The organism is Actinosynnema sp. NPDC023658 (genome assembly GCF_040639995.1).
Taxonomy (GTDB): domain Bacteria; phylum Actinomycetota; class Actinomycetes; order Mycobacteriales; family Pseudonocardiaceae; genus Actinosynnema.
The window spans coordinates 1-14768 of the sequence record NZ_JBFAAX010000121.1 but is presented as its reverse complement, the minus strand read 5'-3'; the positions used below and the strand labels follow the sequence as shown (position 1 = coordinate 14768).

The 14768-nt window shown below is 72.4% G+C and carries 18 protein-coding genes and 1 pseudogene; 14 read left to right on the top strand and 5 right to left on the bottom strand.

Going from position 1 to position 14768, the window contains the following annotated elements; translation table 11 throughout:
• Positions 1-191 precede the first annotated feature (191 nt).
• The 9 genes from AB0G02_RS16080 (at position 192) to mutM (ending at position 6285) form a co-directional block, all read left to right on the top strand.
• A complete protein-coding gene (locus AB0G02_RS16080) occupies positions 192-1274 on the top strand; it encodes an MBL fold metallo-hydrolase (protein ID WP_360794375.1) in 1083 nt (360 codons plus the stop codon).
• 24 nt (positions 1275-1298) lie between these two features.
• On the top strand, positions 1299-1865 hold the full coding sequence (rsmD, locus tag AB0G02_RS16075) for a 16S rRNA (guanine(966)-N(2))-methyltransferase RsmD (protein ID WP_360794373.1): 567 nt from the start codon (positions 1299-1301) through the stop codon (positions 1863-1865).
• A 54-nt stretch (positions 1866-1919) separates the two neighbouring features.
• Entirely contained in the window at positions 1920-2402 is a 483-nt protein-coding gene (gene coaD, locus AB0G02_RS16070) for a pantetheine-phosphate adenylyltransferase (RefSeq protein WP_360794371.1), read from the top strand.
• Positions 2403-2727: 325 nt separating this feature from the next.
• Entirely contained in the window at positions 2728-3444 is a 717-nt protein-coding gene (locus AB0G02_RS16065) for a DivIVA domain-containing protein (protein WP_360794369.1), read from the top strand.
• 104 nt (positions 3445-3548) lie between these two features.
• The gene (locus AB0G02_RS16060; protein ID WP_360794367.1) at positions 3549-4136 is read left to right on the top strand and encodes a YceD family protein; all 588 of its coding nucleotides are present in this window, start codon (positions 3549-3551) and stop codon (positions 4134-4136) included.
• 2 nt (positions 4137-4138) lie between these two features.
• On the top strand, positions 4139-4321 hold the full coding sequence (gene rpmF, locus AB0G02_RS16055; protein ID WP_360794365.1) for a 50S ribosomal protein L32: 183 nt from the start codon (positions 4139-4141) through the stop codon (positions 4319-4321).
• A 30-nt stretch (positions 4322-4351) separates the two neighbouring features.
• On the top strand, positions 4352-5173 hold the full coding sequence (gene rnc, locus AB0G02_RS16050; RefSeq protein ID WP_360794363.1) for a ribonuclease III: 822 nt from the start codon (positions 4352-4354) through the stop codon (positions 5171-5173).
• Between the two features lie 7 nt (positions 5174-5180).
• Positions 5181-5417, top strand: a complete 237-nt coding sequence (locus AB0G02_RS16045) for a hypothetical protein (protein ID WP_360794361.1) — start codon at positions 5181-5183, stop codon at positions 5415-5417.
• Between the two features lie 10 nt (positions 5418-5427).
• Positions 5428-6285: a bifunctional DNA-formamidopyrimidine glycosylase/DNA-(apurinic or apyrimidinic site) lyase gene (gene mutM, locus AB0G02_RS16040; protein WP_360794359.1), complete on the top strand. Its 858-nt coding sequence runs from the start codon at positions 5428-5430 to the stop codon at positions 6283-6285.
• 3 nt (positions 6286-6288) lie between these two features.
• Here the strand turns inward: mutM and AB0G02_RS16035 are convergent, their stop codons facing one another.
• Entirely contained in the window at positions 6289-6723 is a 435-nt protein-coding gene (locus tag AB0G02_RS16035) for a MarR family transcriptional regulator (RefSeq protein ID WP_360794357.1), read from the bottom strand.
• Positions 6724-6977: 254 nt separating this feature from the next.
• Here AB0G02_RS16035 and AB0G02_RS16030 point away from each other — a divergent pair, with 254 nt between their 5' ends.
• Complete coding sequence (locus AB0G02_RS16030) at positions 6978-7655, top strand: response regulator (RefSeq protein WP_360794355.1); 678 nt, start codon at positions 6978-6980, stop codon at positions 7653-7655.
• A gap of 3 nt (positions 7656-7658) precedes the next feature.
• On the opposite strand, the gene AB0G02_RS16025 is transcribed toward AB0G02_RS16030, so the two are convergent.
• The 4 genes from AB0G02_RS16025 to AB0G02_RS16010 form a co-directional block, all read right to left on the bottom strand.
• Entirely contained in the window at positions 7659-8762 is a 1104-nt protein-coding gene (locus AB0G02_RS16025) for an FAD-dependent oxidoreductase (protein WP_360794353.1), read from the bottom strand.
• A 94-nt stretch (positions 8763-8856) separates the two neighbouring features.
• Positions 8857-9309 carry a hypothetical protein gene (locus tag AB0G02_RS16020; protein WP_360794351.1) on the bottom strand — a complete coding sequence of 151 codons (453 nt, stop codon included), beginning with the start codon at positions 9307-9309 and terminating at the stop codon, positions 8857-8859.
• Positions 9310-9433: 124 nt separating this feature from the next.
• On the bottom strand, positions 9434-9946 hold the full coding sequence (locus AB0G02_RS16015; protein WP_360794349.1) for a hypothetical protein: 513 nt from the start codon (positions 9944-9946) through the stop codon (positions 9434-9436).
• 20 nt (positions 9947-9966) lie between these two features.
• Positions 9967-10677 carry a CAP domain-containing protein gene (locus AB0G02_RS16010; protein ID WP_360794347.1) on the bottom strand — a complete coding sequence of 237 codons (711 nt, stop codon included), beginning with the start codon at positions 10675-10677 and terminating at the stop codon, positions 9967-9969.
• 64 nt (positions 10678-10741) lie between these two features.
• Between AB0G02_RS16010 and AB0G02_RS16005 the strand changes: the two genes are divergently transcribed.
• The 4 genes and pseudogenes from AB0G02_RS16005 to smc form a co-directional block, all read left to right on the top strand.
• Positions 10742-11038 carry an acylphosphatase gene (locus AB0G02_RS16005; RefSeq protein ID WP_360794345.1) on the top strand — a complete coding sequence of 99 codons (297 nt, stop codon included), beginning with the start codon at positions 10742-10744 and terminating at the stop codon, positions 11036-11038.
• A 33-nt stretch (positions 11039-11071) separates the two neighbouring features.
• The gene (locus AB0G02_RS16000; protein WP_360794343.1) at positions 11072-11578 is read left to right on the top strand and encodes a sigma-70 family RNA polymerase sigma factor; all 507 of its coding nucleotides are present in this window, start codon (positions 11072-11074) and stop codon (positions 11576-11578) included.
• Complete coding sequence (locus AB0G02_RS15995) at positions 11575-12246, top strand: zf-HC2 domain-containing protein (RefSeq protein WP_360794341.1); 672 nt, start codon at positions 11575-11577, stop codon at positions 12244-12246. Before AB0G02_RS16000 ends, AB0G02_RS15995 begins: the two co-directional genes overlap by 4 nt.
• A gap of 58 nt (positions 12247-12304) precedes the next feature.
• A pseudogene (gene smc / locus AB0G02_RS15990) lies at positions 12305-14768 on the top strand (chromosome segregation protein SMC); the annotation flags it as partial.

Sequence of the window (14768 nt, the reverse complement as noted above, 5' to 3'; positions counted from 1 at the left end):
CTTCGACCAGCCTAAGGCACCCGAACCCATGTCAAATCGGGCCTTGGTGGGGTGGTGGCGGGGCCGTTGGGGGCGGGGTGAGGGTGGGGACGATCGGGGTGGGTGGCGAGGGGTTGTCGGGGTGGTTGGGTGGTGGGGGCCACATAGAGCGTTCGGGGGAACCGGGGTGGTGGCGGTGGCGTTGAGGTGGCATGAAGAAGGTTGCCGCTGCACTGTTCGCACTCACGGCCGGCGCTGTGGCCTGGGCGGCGCGTGACGTGCCCTCGGCGTTGGGTGGCAGGCCCGACGGTGAGCGGGTGCGGCGGTCGCCCCAGTACCGCGACGGGAAGTTCCGCAACGCCTCACAGACCCGGAGCGTGCCGTCCGACGGGGCCGCCGGGACCGTTCGGGAGTTGTTCTTCGGTGGTCAGCAGCGGCGGCCGGTGGGAGCGGTGCCGTTGGTCCCCCCGGTCGTGGGGGATGCCGACGGGTTGCACATCACCTGGTACGGGCACGCGTCGACGTTGGTGGAGATCGACGGGGCCCGGGTGTTGATCGACCCGGTCTGGAGCGATCGGTGCTCACCGTCGCAAGTGGTCGGTCCCCGGCGGTTGCACCCCGTGCCGCACCGGTTGGACGAGGTCGGCCCGGTGGACGCGGTGGTCATCTCGCACGACCACTACGACCACCTCGACCTGCCGACGGTGCGCGCGCTCACCCGGGACCAGGACGCGGTGTTCGTGGTGCCGCTCGGCATCGGGGCGCACCTGCGCCGGTGGCGGGTGCCGGAGCACCGGATCGTGGAACTGGACTGGGACGAGTCGCACGAGGTGGCGGGCGTCACGCTCACGGCCACGGCCGCGCAGCACTTCTCCGGTCGCGGCTTCCGGCGGGACGACACGCTGTGGGCGTCGTGGGTGATCAAGGGCCCCGCGCACCGCGTCTACTACAGCGGCGACACGGGGTACTTCGACGGGTACAAGAGGATCGGTGAGGAGCACGGGCCGTTCGACGCCTCGCTGATCCAGATCGGTGCGTACGGGTCCGGGTGGCCGGACATCCACATGACGCCCGAGGAGGGCGTGTCGGCGCACCGGGACGTGCAGGGCGGGCTGTTGATCCCGGTGCACTGGGCCACGTTCAACCTGGCGTTCCACGACTGGTCGGAGCCGGTCGAGCGGGTGTGGCGCGAGGCGGAGGCGCACGAGGTCCCGCTGGCCGTGCCGCGGCCCGGCGAGCGGATCGACGTCGACCGCCCGCCCGCCGTCGACGGGTGGTGGCAGGCGCTCGCCTAGCGGGGTCGGTGGGACGATGGTCGGGTGACCAGGATTGTCGCGGGTGTGGCCGGTGGACGCCGGCTGCAGGTGCCCCCGCGCGGTACCCGCCCCACCTCCGACCGCGTCCGCGAGGCGTTGTTCAGCTCCCTGGAGGCGCTCGTCGACCTCGACGGGACCTCGGTGCTCGACCTCTACGCGGGGTCGGGGGCGCTCGGCTTCGAGGCGCTGTCGCGGGGGGCGGCCAAGGCCACTTTCGTGGAGTCAGACAAGCGGGCTGCCGAAGTCTTGAAGAGCAACGCCAAGGTGGTCGCGCTGCCCGGCGTGACCGTGCTCAACCGGACCGCCGAGGCCGTCGTGGCGACCGCGCCCGAAGGGCCGTGCGACGTCGTCTTCGCCGATCCGCCCTACGCGGTGACCGAGGAGCAGCTCAACCGGCTCCTCGCGTCCCTGGTCACCCGCGGTTGGACGAAACCCGGCTCGCTGATCATCGTGGAACGCGCCGCGCGCAGCGCCGAACCGATCTGGCCAAGCGCGGTGGAATCCTTGCGCAGCAAGCGATACGGCGACACGGCACTGCATTGGGCCGAACAGGTTGCCGCCACCGGGTGATGCCGACCACGCACCTGAGTGGATGCGTCCGATCGGGTGCTACCGTCCGAAACCATGACGCGTGCCGTGTGCCCCGGCTCCTACGACCCGGCCACCAACGGACACCTGGACATCATCGGCAGAGCGGCGAAGCTCTTCGACGAGGTCGTCGTCGCCGTGCTCATCAACAAGAACAAGAAGACCTTGTTCTCGGTCGAGGAGCGCACCGAGATGCTGCGCGAGGTCACCGCCCAGTGGCCGAACGTCCGCGTCGACGCCTGGCACGGCCTGCTGGTCGACTACTGCCGGGAGAACGACATCAAGGCCATCGTCAAGGGCCTGCGCGCGGTCAGCGACTACGACTACGAGCTGCAGATGGCGCAGATGAACCACCAGCTCACCGGGGTCGAGACGCTGTTCATGCCGACGAACCCGATCTACAGCTTCCTGGCCAGCTCCCTGGTGAAGGACGTGGCCACCTACGGCGGCGACGTGACCAGCCTGCTGCCGCCCACCATCAAGGACCGGCTGTCGGCGCGGCTCGCTGAAGGTCGCTGACCGGTTACGCAAGGTTGTGGGGCGCTCGCCCGATGCGGGCGAAGTTCACGAGGATGAGCGGGATCACATCGCGCTCCGTCACGGTCCTGCCGGTGCCACGACGGCCCGGGTGACGGATCCGTCCGGCGCGGCCGCCTCGCCCGTACCCGCAGGACAACCGGATCTTCGTCGACGACGGGGGCGTCCCGCGTCGTGAGCTCCACCCCGGCGGACATCACCCGGTGGTCGGACACGCCCTCCCGATCTCCCGGCGGCGACGAGATCGGCAGGGCACACTAGGACGGGTACTGCCGACGAGTCCTGGTGTGGGTGCGAGGAGTGTGACGTGTACCGGGTGTTCGAGGCCCTCGACGAGCTGGTCACGATCGTCGAGGAAGCGCGTGGCGTGCCGATGACCTCCGGGTGCGTCGTGCCGCGCGGCGACGTGCTCGAACTCCTCGACGACGTGCGCGACGCCATCCCCGCGGAGCTGGACGACGCCCAGGACGTGCTCGACCACCGCGACGAGCTGGTCGGCAAGGCCCAGCACGACGCGGACCAGGCCCTGAGCAAGGCCAGGTCGGACGCCGAGCGGATGGTCGCGGAGGCGCAGCACGAGGCCGAGCGGATGCTGTCCGAGGCGCGTGCGCGCGCCGAGCGGATGGTGGCCGAGGCCGAGGACCAGGCGCAGCGCACCGTCTCCGCGGGCCGCCAGGAGTACGAGGACCTGGTGGGCCGGGCGCACGCCGAGGCCGACCGCATGGTCCAGGCGGGCCGGGCCAACTACGAGCGCGCGATCGAGGAGGGCCGGGCGGAGCAGGTGCGCCTGGTCGACCGCACGGAGGTCGTGCAGGCCGCGCACACCGAGGCCGCCCGCGTGCTGGAGGCCGCCCAGACGGAGGCCATCCGGCTGCGCAGCGAGTGCGACGCGTACGTGGACGGCAAGCTGGCCGACTTCGAGGACCTGCTCGCGCACACCCTGCGCAGCGTCGGGAAGGGCCGCTCGCACCTGCGCGGCCCGGCCGTCGCGAGCGCCGCCGCACCGTTCGACTACCACGAATAACCCGACCGGACGACGCCCCCACCAGCCGATTTCACTCCGACGCCGGTTGTCCCGTACCCTTGACCGGCTGGTCGTGGTAAGTCCCCGACGGCACACCAAACATCATGTCTGAGCATCGTCACGCCTCCGCGCGTCCCACAGCGACCGGGCCCTGGGTCATCGACACCAGGGACCTCGGGCGTCGTGCGGGCTCCAGCCGCGGGTTGCGCAGGACGGTGCCCGCCGAGGGCCTCGGGCTCGCGGGCGTGATCGCGGTGCCGGCCGGGGGCGACGTCGAACTCGACCTCCTGCTGGAGTCGGTGGTCGAAGGCGTGCTCGTGACGGGCACGGCCGCGACGGTGGTCGAAGGGGAGTGCTCGCGCTGCCTGGAGCCGCTGTCCGCGGAGGTCCAGGTGGAGCTGACCGAGCTGTACGCGTACCCGGACAGCACCACCGACGAGACCACCGAAGAGGACGAGGTCAGCCGTCTGCACGACGACCTGATCGACCTCGAACCCGTGGTGCGCGACGCCATCGTGCTCGCGCTGCCACAGGTGCCGCTGTGCTCGCCGGACTGCCTCGGGCTGTGCGTCGACTGCGGCGGCAAGCTGGCTGATCTCGGCCCCGACCACGGGCATGAGACGATTGACCCCCGTTGGGCTGCTCTGCAGGAGCGGTTCGACGGGAATCGTGACAATCCAGAGGAGAACTAGTCGTGGCCGTCCCGAAGCGGAAGATGTCGCGCTCGAACACGCGCTCGCGCCGCGCTCAGTGGAAGACCGCTGCCGTGCACCTGGTGGCCTGCCAGAACAAGGCCTGCCGCCTGCCGAAGCCGCAGCACGTCGCCTGCCCGGCCTGTGGCCAGTACGACGGCCGCCAGGTCGTCCAGCCGGCCTGATCACCCCTCTGGCGAAGGTAGCGGCGAATCGTGGGGGGTAGGTCGTCGCGCGGTCGGTCCGCCGACCGCGCCCCGTTGATCGAAGCGCTCGGCGTCCCGTTGGACGCCGAGCTGCTGACGCTCGCACTCACACACCGGTCGTACGCGTACGAGAATGGCGGCCTGCCGCCGAACGAGCGACTGGAATTCCTCGGTGACGCGGTGCTCGGCCTCGTCGTCACGGACCACCTGTACCAGACGCACCCGGAACTGCCCGAGGGGCAGCTCGCCAAGCTCCGCGCGAGCGTGGTGAACATGCACGCCCTGGCGGGTGTGGCCCGGGGGCTCGGTGACGACGGTCTGGGCGGGCACCTCCTGCTCGGTCGCGGCGAGGAGCTGACCGGGGGCAGGGACAAGGCGAGCATCCTCGCGGACGGCCTGGAGGCCGTCATCGGCGCGGTGTACCTGCAGTTCGGCATCGACACCGCGCGGCAGCTGGTTCACCACCTGTTCGACCCGTTGCTGGCGGAAGCGCCGCTGCGCGGCGCCGGGCTCGACTGGAAGACCAGTCTTCAGGAGCTGACCGCCTCGGCCGGCCTGGGCGTCCCCGAGTACCGGGTGGACGACCAGGGCCCGGACCACCGCAAGGAGTTCACCGCCACGGTGCTCGTCGGTGGCCGGCCCCACGGCACCGGCGACGGGCGCACGAAGAAGGAAGCCGAGCAGAAGGCGGCCGAGGCCGCCTACCGCGTGTTGCACGAACGGGTTCGCGCCGAGGAGACCGGCGCATCCGGCAACGGCCACGCCTCCGGCTCGGGCAGGCAGGCTCCACCCCAGGATCCACCTCCGGCTTCACCTACTCAGGAAGACTGACGCCGAAATGTATGCCACGAACGTCCGGACCAACCGGCGCGCGCGCCACGCGCGTCCGTCCCGCCCGCTGAACGCCGGCCGCAACGGCGGCATCCAGGGCCTGGTCCTCGTGCGCGACACCGCCCAGGCGGGCGGCTGGATGCTCAGGCCGACCAAGCCGCAGGCCGCCGCGTACGAGATGCTCGAAGAGCTGGAGCAGGCCGAGGCCGCCGCGGCTGCCGCCGAGCGCGACTCCGAGGACTGACCGACCGCCCGTGCCCGAGCTGCCCGAGGTAGAGGTCGTCCGCCGAGGTCTGCACGAGCACGTCGCGGGGAGGACCGTCGACTCGGTCGAAGTCCTCCACCCCCGCGCGATCCGCCGACACCTGCCCGGTGCGGCGGATTTCGCCGTGCGCCTGACCGGTCAACGACTCCAGGCCGCGCGACGTCGCGGCAAGTACCTGTGGGTCGACCTGTCGGGCGGCGACGCCATGCTCGCGCACCTCGGCATGAGCGGCCAGATGCTGGTCCAGCCCGTCGGCACGCCGGACGAGAAGCACCTGCGGGTGCGCGTCCGGTTCGCCGACGACGGCCCGGAACTGCGGTTCGTGGACCAGCGCACGTTCGGCGGGCTGGCGTTGGCGGACCTCGTCGAGGTCGACGGCACGTGGTTGCCGCGACCGGTGGCGCACATCGCGCGCGACCCGATGGACCCGGCCTTCGACCCGGACGCGGCGGTCGCGGCGCTGCGGAGGCGCCGGACGGAGGTCAAGCGCGCCCTGCTCGACCAGACGCTGGTCTCCGGGGTCGGCAACATCTACGCCGACGAGGCGCTGTGGCGGGCCAGGCTGCATGGCGTGCGGCCCGCCGACCGGCTCACCCGGCCCAAGGCCGCTGAACTGCTCGCGCACGCCACGCAGGTGATGCACGAGGCGCTGGGCGAGGGCGGCACGTCGTTCGACGCGCTCTACGTCAACGTGAACGGCCAGTCGGGCTACTTCGACCGTTCCCTGGCCGTCTACGGGCGGGAGGACGAGCCGTGCCGCCGGTGCGGTACCGCGATCAGGCGGGAGCCGTTCATGAACCGCTCGTCGTACTCCTGCCCGCGCTGCCAGCCTCGGCCGCGGGGCTGACCCTCACCAGGTGGGGTCGGCGAGCCTGCGCAGCAGCGGTGTGACCGATCTGAGCGCGTCGCGCTCCTCCGGCTCCAGCCGGGACAGCCGCTCGGACAGCAGCTCCGCCTCGCCGTGCGACAGGGACAGGATCGTCTCCCGCCCCAGGACGGTCAGCTCGACGATCGTGGCCCGACCGTCCGCCGGGTCGGAGGCGCGGCGCACCATGCCGCCGGCCTCCAGGCCCGTCACCACCGTGGTCGCCGTGGGCTGCGAGCACAGCGCCCGCACCGCGATCTCACCGATCCGCATCGGGCCCTGCGCCGCGAGCTCCGCCAGCACGAGCAGCTGCGTGGGCTGCAACCGCCGGACGGACGCCGACTGGCGCAGGCTGCGGGTCAGCCGGTGCACGGCGACCACGAGTTGTAACGCGTCCTGATCAGTGAGACTGGTGGTCATCAGACCTCCTCGTGGCTCACCGTGAGTGAGCAAGTGTCCGAATTCGGACAGGACATTCGCACTATCGCAGTACGGCTGTCCAGAGAACGGTTTCATTCGCACCCGGATGTACTCACCCTTTCCGCACCGATGCGGAGTAAGAAGTCCCAAAACGGCATAAAGGGTGAACGGGCTCGCATCAAGAGCTCGTCAGGATGTTCGCCCAACGTAGTCAGGCGGCGGGTGGGCGGCGTGTCCGGGCGTAGTGTCGCAGCGTGACAACGGTGTTGGTGGTCGATGACGAGCCGCAGATCGTGCGGGCGTTGCGGATCAACCTGACGGCCCGCGGTTACTCGGTCCTGACCGCGCACGACGGCGCCGCCGCGCTCGGCGTCGCGGCCGAGGGCAAGCCGGACGTGGTGGTGCTCGACCTGGGGCTGCCCGACGTGGACGGCACCGAGGTGATCGAGGGGCTGCGCTGCTGGACGACCGTGCCGATCATCGTGCTGTCCGCGCGGGTCGACTCCGCGGACAAGGTGGACGCGCTGGACGCGGGCGCGGACGACTACGTGACCAAGCCGTTCGGGATGGACGAGCTGCTGGCCCGGCTGCGGGCGGCGGTGCGCCGCTCGGCGGTGGCCGAGGGCGGGGACTCGGTCGTGGAGACGGCGTCGTTCACCGTGGACCTGGCGGCGAAGAAGGTGCGCCGCGACGGGGTCGAGGTGCACCTGACGCCGACCGAGTGGGGGCTGCTGGAGGTCCTGGCCCGCAACCGGGGCCGGTTGGTGGCGCAGAAGCAGCTGCTGCACGAGGTGTGGGGTCCGGGGTACGCGAAGGAGACCCACTACCTGCGCGTCTACCTGGCCCAGTTGCGGCGCAAGCTGGAACCGGAGCCCGCCCGGCCCCGGCACCTGGTGACGGAGCCGGGGATGGGCTACCGGTTCGAGCCGTGAGCTTCAGCCCGCCGGCAGGACGGGGTGGCGCTCGAAGAGGACGGTGGCGCGCACGATGAGCTCCTTGTAGCGCGCGGCCGCGCGGCCGGTGAGGATGCGCTCCTTCGGGCTGTCGTCGGCGTTCACGAACTGGATCAGCCCGTCGCGCCTGCCCAGGCTGATGCACTGCTGGGTGTAGCGGAAGTCGAGCGCGGCCGGTTCCCGACCGTCGAGCCGCCGGGCCAGCCCGCGCAGCGCCTTCTGCGTCGTGGGCAGGCCGGTGGCGCACGCCATCCGCAGTTCGAGGCCGTCGAGCCGCTTGATCGCGGCGGCGTCGCCGACGGCGATGACCTCCGGGTGCGACACCGACGTCAGCGTCCCGTCCACGACGACCCGGCCCCGCGCGTCCACCGCGAGCCCGGCCCGCGCGGCGAGGTCCGGCACGCTGAAACCGGCCGTCCAGACGACCGCGTCGGCGGCCACCGACTCGCCGGTGTCGAGGACCAGGCCGTCGGCGCGGACCTCGGTGACGGTCACGTGGTCGCGCACCCGCACCCCCAGCCGGTCGAACGACCGGCGCAGGTACCGCCTGCCCTTCTCCGACAGGTCCTGCCCGAGCGCGCCGCCGGTGACCAGCAGCACGTCCAGGTCGGGGCGCGACTCGGCCAGCTCGGCGGCGGTCTCGATGCCGGTCAGCCCACCGCCCGCGACGACGACCGTGCGGGCGTCGAGGAGGGCCGTGGCGAGCTTCTCGGCGTCCTCCCGGGTCGACACCGCGTGCGCGTGCTCGGCCGCGCCCGGGACCTGGTCCAGGTTCGCGTGGCTGCCGAGCGCGTAGACCAGCCGGTCGTAGGCCAGCGCGCCGCCGGTGAGCTGGACCTTGCGGGCCTCCGGGTCGATGGCCGTCACCCGGTCCACCACGAGGTCGACGCCGGTGCCCTTGAGGAGGTCGGTGAGGGGGAGGTCGCGCAGCTCCTGCCCGGCCGCGAACTGGTGCAGCCGGACCCGTTCCACGAACCGGTCCCGCGCGTTGACCAGGGTGACCCGCGCGTCGGTCCACCTCGCGGCCAGCTTGGCCGCCGCGAGTCCGGTGTACCCCGCCCCGATGACCACGATGTGCTCTGCCATGTCCCGTCCTTTCGTCGAAGGAGGAGCGGGACGGGGCGGCGAAGTGTGACGGCCGGCGACGTGAGCCGCGTCACGGGTGGTGGGGTGCCGGTCGCTACGAGGTCGGCGTCGGGGTCGACGCGGTGGTCGACGTCGAGGTGGCCGAGGACGACGGCGTCGGCGGGTCGTAGGACGACGGCGGGGTGCTCGGCGGCTGCGTGGTCGGCTCCGGCTCGAACGACGTCTCCGCGGTCGACTCCGCGGTCTGGGGCGCGTTCTCCTGCACCGGCTTCGCGCCCGGTTCCTTGGGCGGCTGCGCGCCCACCCGGGTGGACACGGTGACGACGACCGTGGCCGTGCGCCCGGCCGGCGCGTGGCCTTCCACCGGCGAGTCCGCCGTGGTCTGCAGCTCGGCCTTCGGCTCGGGCGAACCGGCCGTGGGCTCACCCGTCGACAGCACCGACGCGAGGGTGGCGATCACGGTGGCGACCACGGTCCCGCCCGCCGCGAGCAGCGCGAGTGAGGAGAGCTTCTTCTTCGGCGCCGCTTGACGATCTTCCTCGGACACACCATCTCCCTGTGGGGAACGGTCAGGTGGTCGAGTTATCGGCGGATCATGCCCGTGACCTCAACGTTCGGCCGGTCCTCCACCCGAAGGTGTGGAGAACCGTCACCCCGGGCGGACGACCTCGTTACTGCTCGGTCGGCGGGTCGGCCGGAGTCGTCGTGGTGACCGTCGTCGTGGTGGTGGTCACCGGCGGCTTCGTCGTGGTGGTCGTCGTGGTCGTGGTGGTGGTCGTGGTCGGCTGCCCGGTGTTCGTCGGCTGCGGCTGGGGGTCGTCGACGACCGTGGTGGTCGTGGTGCCGTCCGGCCGGGTCACCGTGGTCACGCGGGTCCGGCGCGACGTGGTGGTCGTGGTCGCCGGGTCCTCGGTGGTCGTGGTGGGGGTGGTGGACTCCGCCGTGGTGGTCAGGCTGACCGAGGACGCCGACGTGCGCGGGGCCGTGCTGATGGTGTTGCGCGACACGACGTCCTCGCGCGGCAGCTCGGAGCCGGGCGACGCGTCCGGTGTCGCGCCGGCCAACGACGCGATGGTGGCGAAGATCGTCGCGACGGCGACCCCGGACGCGGCCAGCAGCACGTGGGGTGACACGCGCAGGCGGGGGCGCTCGGGCTCCGGGGTCTCGTACAACGGTTCTCCCATGGTCTGCTCGGACGTCGTCTCTACCAGCCGAAGTTCTGGGTCCAGTACCAGCCGCGGGTGTCCAGGCCCACGCCGATGGTGGTGAACCCGCAGTTCAGGATGTTGCGCCGGTGCCCGTCGGAGTTCATCCAGGCCTTCATGACCTGCTCGGCGGAGCGCTGGCCCATGGCGATGTTCTCGCCGCCGGGGTTCGGGTAGCCCGCCGCGCGCATCCGCTGGGCGAAGTCGACGCCCTCCGGGGTGGTGTGCGAGAAGTAGTCGCGCTCGGCCATGTCGGTGCTGTGGGCCTGCGCGGCGGCGACCACCCGGTCGTCGACCTTCAGCGGCTTGCAGCCGGCGAGGTCGCGGGCCTCGTTCACCAGGGCGACGACCTGCTGGGTCTGCGGGACGTCGGCGGGCGGGGTGGTCGTCGTGGGCTTGGCGGACGTCTCGGGCGGCGTCGTGGTCGTCGTCTGCGCCGTGGTCGTGGTGGTCTCGGTGGTGGTGGTCGTGGTCGTGCCGGTGGTCGTCTCCGGCGACGAGGACGCCTCGGTGGTGGTCGCCGGGGTGCCCGGGTCGGGGCTCTGCGCGGGCTCGCCCACGCCGCCCACCCCGCCGACGCCCGTGTTGTCGGAACCGCTGCTCTGTGCTGCGCTCTGCCCGACGAACGGGGCGAGCTGTTCCGGGCTGGCGAAGGCGACGCCGGTGGCACCGGCCGCGCCGAGGAGCAGGCCGACGAGTCCGCCGATCACGGACCGGTTACCGCGCCGTGCTGTCACGGTCGCGCACCGTACCACTAACGGGTGAAATGACAGGATGGCTCTTGTGGCTGGAGTAGAGCGGACCGTGCGCCTGACCGCCTGGGTGCGGGGCCACGTGCAGGGCGTCGGCTTCCGGTGGTGGACTCGGGCCAGGGCGCTTGAGCTGGGACTTATCGGTTCGGCGTCCAACCTCAGGGACGGTCGGGTCGAGGTGAACGCGGAGGGCCCGGAGTCGGCGTGCCGGGATCTGCTGACCGCGCTGCGTTCCGGCGCTACCCCCGGTCGGGTGGACTCGATCGTGGAGCGCTGGTCGGAGGCCCGCGGCGGCCTCACCGGTTTCGCGGAGCGTTGAACGCCGAGGGGTCCGATGGCGTAGTACTTCGATGTGGACCGTGGCGAAGATGTCGTCAGGCAGCTGTACGGCCGTTGGCGCGGCCCGCTGCACGGCTACGTCCTGCGCATGGTCGGCGGTGACCACCAGCAGGCGGAGGACGTGGTCCAGGAGACGCTGCTGCGCGCCTGGCGGCACGTCGACGAGCTGACCCCCGCTGACGCGGGGCCGTGGCTCTACACGGTGGCCAGGAACCTGGTCATCTCCGGCTTCCGCAAGCGCGGCGGCCGCAACTCCGAAGTGCCAATCGAACCGGGCGACCTGCCCCCGGTCGCGGACGAGGTGGAGCACGTCCTGCAGAGCTGGCAGGTCGCGGAGGCGCTGCGCGCGCTGAGCGCCGACCACCGCAACGTGGTGGTCGAGCTGTACTACCGGCGGCGCTCGGTGGCCGAGGCCGCGGTCGTGCTGGGCATCCCGCCCGGGACGGTCAAGTCGCGCTGCTTCTACGCCCTGCGGGCGTTGCGCGACGCATTGGAGGAGCGGGGGGTGACCGAGTCGTGAGCTGCGACCGGACCGTGGCGCTCGGCGCCTACCTGCTCGGCTCGCTCGACCCGGCGGAGCGGTCGTCGTTCGAGCGGCACGTGCGCGGCTGCACCACCTGTCGCCGGGAGATGGTGCGGCTGGCGCCGTTGCCGGGGCTGCTCGGCCAGGTCCAGCTGTCGGACCTGGAGCTGCCGTTCGACGACCCCGCGCCCGATCCGGACCTCCGGCCGCTGCCGCCCGAGCCGGGGCCGGAGTTCGGGTTCGATCCCGCGCAGGCGCTCCCGCCGCCACGTCGGCGGCGGTGGCCGGTGCTGGTCGGCGCGGCGGCCTTGGTGGTGCTCGTCGCGCTGGGGGTGCTGCTGGTGCCCCGGCTGACCGGCGGCGACGGCCCGGACACGGTCACCTGGCACGCCTCCGACGCCACGTCCGGCGTGGTGGCGAGCGCGAACCTCATCGGCAAGTCGTGGGGCACCGAGCTGTGGATGAACATGGAGAACGCGCCCAAGGGCGTGCGGTGCAAGCTGATCGTCCACGACCGCGCCGGCCGCACCGAGATCGGCGGCTGGTGGGGCACCGACCACGCGCCCGGCGAGCGCATCCCCGGCTCCACGTCGTTCCCGGTGGACCAGATCGAACGGCTCGACGTGGTGGTCGACATGCAGGTCCTCGTCTCGGTTCGACCGTGATCGCGCTGGTCAGCGTGCCGACGACTGGTGCGGTGCCCGCACGGGTACGCTGCCCGGCGTGCACCTCAAGAGCCTGACGCTGAAGGGCTTCAAGTCCTTCGCCTCGGCTACCACGCTGCGCTTCGAACCGGGCATCACCTGCGTCGTCGGGCCGAACGGGTCCGGCAAGTCGAACGTGCTCGACGCGCTGCGCTGGGTCATGGGCACGCAGGGCGCGAAGGACCTGCGCGGCGGCAAGATGGAGGACGTCATCTTCGCCGGCACGTCCGGCCGCGCGCCGCTCGGCCGCGCCGAGGTGACGCTGACCATCGACAACTCCGACGGCGCGCTGCCGATCGACTACGTCGAGGTGTCGATCACCCGCCGGATGTTCCGCGAGGGCGCGACGGAGTACGAGATCAACGGCAACTCGTGCCGGTTGATGGACATCCAGGAGCTGCTCAGCGACTCCGGCATCGGCCGCGAGATGCACGTGATCGTCGGCCAGGGCCAGCTCGCCGCGATCCTGGAGTCCAAGCCCGAGGAGCGGCGGGCGTTCGTCGAGGAGGCCGCGGGCGTCCTCAAGCACCGCAAGCGCAAGGAGAAGGCGCTGCGGAAGCTGGAGGCGATGCAGGCGAACCTGACCCGCCTGACCGACCTCACCGCCGAGCTGCGCCGCCAGCTCAAGCCACTGGGCAAGCAGGCCGAGATCGCCCGCCGGGCCCAGGTCGTGCAGTCCGAGCTGCGGGACGCCCGGATGCGCCTGCTGGCCGACGACCTGGTGACGCAGCGCGAGGCGCTGGCCCGCGAGGAGCAGGACGAGGCCGCCGCCCGCGCCCGCCGCGCCGAGGTGGAGAGGTCGCTGCAACAGGCGCAGCTGCAGCAGAACGAGCTGGAGGACCAGGTCTCGGCCGACGCGCCGAAGCTCCAGCAGGCGCAGGACACCTGGTACCGGCTGTCGGCGCTGGAGGAACGGCTGCGCGGCACGGTCCGGCTGGCCGTGGAGCGGGAGCGGCACCTGTCGGCGGCGGTGGACGCGCCGCGCGGCGGTCGCGACCCCGACGAGCTGGAGGCCGAGGCCGAGCAGACCGCGATGCTGGAGCAGGAGCTCCAGGACGGCGTGACCGAGGCCCGGGTGGGCCTGGCGGAGGCCGTGGAGACGCGGGCCGAGCTGGAGCGGATGGTGTCCGCGGCGGAGAAGGCGCACCTGGCCGCGGTGCGGGCGATCGCGGACCGGCGCGAGGGACTGGCCCGGCTGTCCGGGCAGGTCGAGGCGTTGCGGTCGAAGACGAGCGCGACCGCTGAGGAGATCGAGCGGATGTCGATCGCGCTGGCCGAGGCGGTCGAGCGGTCCGAGGTCGTGCAGCAGGAGCTGGCCGAGGCCCGTGAGGTGACCGGGACCGAGGACGAGGACGACGTCGGGCTGGACGAGCGGCACCGGCTGGCCGCGGAGGCCGACGACGCCGCGCGCCGCCGGGTCGAGGAGCTGGTCAAGGCCGAGCGGACGGCCGAGCGCGACATCGCGTCGTGGAAGGCCAGGGTGGACGCGCTGTCGCTGGGCCTGACCCGCAAGGACGGCGCGGGCGCGTTGCTGGCGTCGCGGCTGCCGGGCCTGCTGGGTTCGGTCGTCAGGTCGTAGCCGAGGTCGTGGGCGCGGCAGCCGGTGCCGAGGTCGCGCTGGCCGCGGCGCTGGGCCCGATCGCGGACGCGGTCGCGGTGGCGTCGGGCGCGGACGCGGTGGCGGCGCTGGAGCTGTTGAAGGAGCAGGACACCGGTCGGGCCGGCGTGCTGGTGGGCGGTGCGGCGGTCGGCCTCGACCGGTCCGGCCGGCCGTCGCTGCCGTCGGGCGCGCGGTGGGCCGTCGACCTGGTGCAGGCGCCGGAACCGCTGCGGCCCGCGCTGCACCGCGCCCTGGACAAGGTCGCCGTGGTGGACGACCTGGCCACCGCGCGGGTGCTGGTGGAGGCCGACCCGTCGGTCCGGGCCGTGACGAGCGACGGCGACGTGCTGGGCGCGGACTGGGCGGTCGGCGGGTCCGGGCGCAGCCAGAGCGTCATCGAGGTCCAGGCCGCGGTGGACGAGGCGTCCGAGAAGCTGGCGCTGGCCGAGCGCGCGCTGGAGCAGTCCGCCGCCGCCTTGGAGGGCGCACGGGCCGAGCAGCAGGCACGTCGGACCGAGGTCGCCGCGGTGAAGGAGCAGCTCAACGAGGCCAAGGTGCGCCGCGCCCGGTCGTCGGAGCGGCTGAACCGGCTGGCCTCGGCGGTGCGCTCGGCCGAGGCCGAGGTGGACCGCGTGCGGGCGCAGCGGGAGAAGGTCGAGGCCGCCCGCGAGGAGAACCTGCTCAAGCTCGGCGAGCTGGAGGAACGCCTGCTGGTCGCCCAGGAGCAGCCGCTGGACGACGAGCCGGACACCGCGCACCGCGACGAGATGGCCGCCGAGCTGGCCGCCGCCCGCCAGGGCGAGGTGGACGCCCGGCTGTCGCTGCGGACCGCCGAGGAACGGGCCCGTGCGGTGCAGGGCATGGCGGTGGGGTTGCGCGGCGC